Annotated in this window: 5 protein-coding genes; 1 reads left to right on the top strand and 4 read right to left on the bottom strand. The window is 42.7% G+C overall.

The genetic code is table 11. The features are described 5' to 3' along the window. The 4 genes from M9899_11235 to M9899_11220 all read right to left on the bottom strand — a co-directional run. The coding region (locus tag M9899_11235) for a beta-N-acetylhexosaminidase (protein ID MCO5114730.1) at positions 1-561 on the bottom strand (561 nt) is incomplete at its 3' end. A gap of 49 nt (positions 562-610) precedes the next feature. Then, positions 611-1,429: an ABC transporter permease gene (locus M9899_11230; protein MCO5114729.1), complete on the bottom strand. Its 819-nt coding sequence runs from the start codon at positions 1,427-1,429 to the stop codon at positions 611-613. A gap of 13 nt (positions 1,430-1,442) precedes the next feature. Beyond that, complete coding sequence (locus M9899_11225) at positions 1,443-2,363, bottom strand: ABC transporter permease (protein ID MCO5114728.1); 921 nt, start codon at positions 2,361-2,363, stop codon at positions 1,443-1,445. Then, complete coding sequence (locus tag M9899_11220; protein ID MCO5114727.1) at positions 2,348-3,214, bottom strand: hypothetical protein; 867 nt, start codon at positions 3,212-3,214, stop codon at positions 2,348-2,350. The genes M9899_11225 and M9899_11220 overlap by 16 nt, the downstream gene beginning before the upstream one ends. Before the next feature lie 24 nt (positions 3,215-3,238). Here M9899_11220 and M9899_11215 point away from each other — a divergent pair. Continuing rightward, the coding region (locus M9899_11215; GenBank protein MCO5114726.1) for a Tad domain-containing protein at positions 3,239-4,550 on the top strand (1,312 nt) is incomplete at its 3' end.

Below are 4,550 nucleotides of genomic sequence, written 5' to 3'. Positions count from 1 at the left end.
AAAGTGACTGTCTACAGAAGTGTAACCATGTCCAGGGAAGTGCTTCACACAAGACACCATGCCCACCTTTTTAAAACCACGAATGATACCTGAGGCGATCTTGGCCACTTCTTCGGGATCATCGCTAAAGGCTCTGTCACCAATGACTTCATTTTTGGGATTTAAAAACACATCAATACAAGGAGCAAAGTCCATATTGATTCCCACAGCTAAAAGCTCGGCTCCTAAAGCTTGTCCCACTTCAAAGGCCAACTGTGGAGAAGATTGATCGCCCAAATAGCGCATAGGAGGCCAGATGGTGAAGGGTTCTTTCAGACGAGCCACCCTACCTCCTTCCATATCAATGGAAATCAAAATAGGCAGTTGAGATTCTGTGTGCTGTGAAAGCTCTTGAATTTCTGTGGTCAGTTTAAGGATTTGTTCGGGTGTACTGACGTTTCTGGCAAACAGAATCACGCCACCAATGTCGTTTTGTATAATGAAGTCTTTTTCTTCAGAGGTGAGTGTGTGACCAGAAATGCCAATCATGAACATTTGGCCTAGCATAGATGTTGTCTTCATAGTCGATCCTTATCTGTGTGAGTTTAGTTTATCTGTTGTCGTATGGAGTTTAAAGGTTATTTTTAGGGTCCAGTATTTCTCTTAGGCCATCACCCAGAAGATTAAAACCTAAGACCAAAAGTAAAATCGCAATCCCAGGAAAAATACTGATATGAGGAGCCTCGGTCAGGTAGTAGCGACCAGAGTTAAGTAGCATCCCCCATGTGGGCGTAGTGGGGGGTGCGCCCAAACCTAAGAAGCTCAGTCCTGATTCTACGATCAGGGTTCCTGCCATGGCAAAGGTGGCCTGTACGGTCATAATGCCAATCAGGTTGGGCCAAATGTGTAAGCAGACGGTTCGTAGCGAAGAGGCTCCTAGAGCTTTAGAGGACTGCACATATTCTTTTTCTTTAAGATGTAAAAGTTCACCTCGTACTAAACGGGCCACACCTGCCCAGCCCGTGAGCGACATGGCAAGAATCAGATTTTTTACGGAAGGCCCTAGCGACGCGACAAGTGCAAGAGCAAGCAGAAAACCAGGAAAGGCATGGATCATGTCGATAAAGCGCATAATAATAAAATCAGTGGACCCACCCTTATAACCCGCCACTGAACCTACGATAAGCCCCACAAGTGTCGTGATAAACACCACACTGACCGCAACGGTAAGGCTTAAGCGTGCGCCCCAAAAAATAAGAGTCATGACATCCACGCCGTTTTCGTCTCGACCAAACGGTGCACTTAGGCTTGGGCCATCATAACGTTGGTCTAATAGATAATGTTGTGGGTCGGGCAAAGGTAAAAATGGCACAGCAACAGCGACAAAAATATTTGCTAAAACAATAAAGCTACCAATAAATATAAATATACTTCGTTTGCTTAGCTTCATTGATAGACTCTCATTAGCTGATCCTCATCTTAGGGTGAACAAGGACGTAAGCGACATCGGTTAGAAAGTTCACAACAATGTAGATCAGGGCAATGATCAGAACACAGCCTTGAACAAGAGGATAATCGCGACGTTGAATGGCATCAAAAAGTAAGGTGCCAAGTCCTGGCCAATCAAAGATGGTCTCGGTGATCACAGTGCCCGTAAGAACAGAACCAAATTGCAGACCCACGATGGTGATGATAGGAATAAGGGCATTCCTTAAAGCGTGGACAAAAAAAATTTTAAAAGTGGAACACCCTTTGGCTCTGGCGACTTTCACATAGTCTTCGTGTAAGACATCGAGCATTGAGGCTCTGGTCATGCGCATAAGAATAGCACCTAGAGGAAGTGCCAAACTGAGTGCGGGCAAGATAAGATGTTCCATTCCCCCGCGTTCCCCAACGGGCAGCCACCCTAAAAGAATGGCAAAGAGATAGATCAGTAAAGGCCCTAAGAAAAATCCAGGAAAGGACATGCCAACTAAACCAAGGCTTACAAGGGCGCGATCAAAAAATGTGTATCGCTTTACGGCAGCAATGACTCCTAGGGGAATCCCCCAAAGCATGGCTAAAAGCATTGAAGCTAGGGATAACTCGATGGTGGCCCCAATTCGGTTGGCGATCATTTCAAAAACAGGTTTTTGTGAAAATAAAGAAGTCCCTAATTGTCCTTGGGCAGTGGAAGTCAAAAAGCGCACGTATTGGGTCTGTAGAGACTGGTCTAAACCTAGTTGCGTGCGCATTTCTTGTTTATCTAGGGGGTTCGCAAGGTCACCTAGAATAAGGTCCACGGGGTCCCCTGGAATCCAGTGGATTAAAAAAAAGGTCAGCGTAAAGACACCAAAAACAACAGGAACAGTAAGTAGTATTCTTTGGATTAAAGCTGACAACATGATTTAAGAATCTCTTTTTCTTTTTGAGCAAAAAATGTTTTATAAATAGAATGAGTTTCGGCAGTTTTTATATGAGGCTCGACGGATTTGCATCTTGCTAAGGTGATGTTTTGCCTTTGGTCAACAGAACGTAAGAGGTGTCCATGATAGGTGTGTTCGGTGCTAAAGTTTTTCCCGTCCACGTTATGAATGAGTTTTATTCCATCTGAATTTTGATCAAGGTGAGACTTAGAAGATTTGAGCTTACCTGTTTTGGCATCAAAAACTTGGACGACCAATTCCTGTTTGGGCTTAAAGTCCTCAATTTTTTTTTGTGAAAAGATCAGATCTGTCACTCGTGACAAAAAAACAGTTCCTTTGGGAATCACAAGGGTTTGTGTTTTGGATTTGTTTTTGGGAGTGCTTTGTGTGTAATCCACAGAAAATTTTTGAGCATTCTTTTTAAACTTTCCTGTAAGTTCTTTAGAAATTTTATTATCAACGCTGAGTTTGTACTGAAAGGCAATGGGTGAGAAATAAGTGTCACTGGTAGTATTAAGCTGCTCTTCTAGAGACGAGGTTTTATTGTGTAAATAGGTATAGAGCTTTTGTTCATGGTGGCCATTTTTTTCGTTAAAAGCTTTGGTTTCAAGAATAAAGCCGACATGGCTATTACCTGCTAAGATCTCATAGCAAAACCCACCATTATGCAGACTGTTGCCAGAGTGTAGGTCTAGGGAAGATGTCGTGGTGGAGTTTGCATTAGAAGCAGTATCCAAGTCTAAAGTCTTGCTTTTTGCCGCCCATGTGAGGCTTGTGGGGCAAAAGGATAAATAAACTGTGCTAAAGACTAATAAACTAAGTGTTCTCATCCGATTTATAATTTTAAGGTGCATATGCTCAGAGTCAATCCATGTTCAAATAAATACAAAAATCAAAAGGGGCAGATTTCCGTCTTTGTGGGTCTGACTTTTTTAGTTTTGTTCACACTCTTTGCAATGACCATCAACGTGGGCATGATTGTTCACGATAAGATCAATGTGCAAAACGCTGTGGATTTTGCGTCTTTGTATGTCGCCCAAAGACAAGCAGAACAATTAAACGCCATCGCCCACATGAACTACCAAATCCGCCAAGCCCACAAGCTGATGACGTATAGGTATATTGTGTTGGGGACCGTGGGGATAGATGATAATGCTGCTTTCGCGCCAGGTGCGGTGAATGCTAGCGAGACAGAGCATGCTTGGGCGAATAAAATTAGAAGACCAGCATGCTATTCATCGAAAGAGCTTTTTACAAGTGTTACAAATGATAATTTTTGTCGTAAAGAAAGATATTCAAATACCTTTACTGGAATTCCTCATCTTACTGTGATCAATAATAGGTGGGGTGGTAACTCTAGTTTGCGTCAGACTACCATTAACTTAGGTAATAAAATTGAAAATGATGTTATGCTGGCGAATGCTTTTGATTGGTGGATGGTGTCTATCAATCTGGCATCATTCAGAATTCAGACTGGTTACAGACGGGCTCTTATTAAGGCTCTTGCTGAAAACCTTTCCAAACCCATCAATGCTGGCGGAATGAAAGACCTTGATGGTAAAAGTGTATTTGAAGGAGCCAGAAAGACCTTCGAATATAATCTGTCTGAGTCGAACAAAACGACAGCGGTGACTAATTTTCAAATTAGAAATTCATTGCAAGGTCTTGATCAAAAGCAATGGTTACCTGAAATCAAAACTTGGATCGCCTTAATCTATGCAGATAGGCTACTGCATTCGATGGGAGGTCGAGGGGGTGCTTTCGGTTCAATCCAACAAAGGTTTAACTTTCAACTTCCAATATCATGGGATCATGCAAACTCAGCGCAAGCAAAAAGATGGGTAGATGATTCAGATCCAGATGGATTTTTGAGGAGTTTCACGCAGGGTAGTTATCTTGGTTTACCAGAAGACAGTGCTTTTGAAGATGTATTAGGTTTTGAAAAAAACCCTTGGTATATGGTTTACAATCAAGTTGTAGCTACAACAACGTCCTTTGCACTTTTTAGTCCTAATGGCGGTGTTCCTATTAGTGCTAGAGCCTTTTCAAAACCCTTTGGCGGTCGTATAGGCCCTTGGTACTCCAAAAACTGGCCGTCTGGATCTCCTATGTCTAGTGGAGGAAAAACGGTTCCACTTTGGTCGCCACGTCAAATAGCGGCAGGGC

This window comes from Pseudobdellovibrionaceae bacterium, from assembly GCA_023954155.1.
Lineage (GTDB): Bacteria > Bdellovibrionota > Bdellovibrionia > Bdellovibrionales > UBA1609 > JAMLIO01.
Note: the sequence above shows the minus strand (reverse complement) of the source record. Positions and strands in the feature narration are given on the sequence as shown.

Bases quoted from the DNA above. Each gene is read 5' to 3' on its own strand.
- M9899_11220 (MCO5114727.1), bottom strand. From the start codon at position 3,214: ATGAGAACACTTAGTTTATTAGTCTTTAGCACAGTTTATTTATCCTTT.
- M9899_11225 (MCO5114728.1), bottom strand. From the start codon at position 2,363: ATGTTGTCAGCTTTAATCCAAAGAATACTACTTACTGTTCCTGTTGTT.
- M9899_11230 (MCO5114729.1), bottom strand. From the start codon at position 1,429: ATGAAGCTAAGCAAACGAAGTATATTTATATTTATTGGTAGCTTTATT.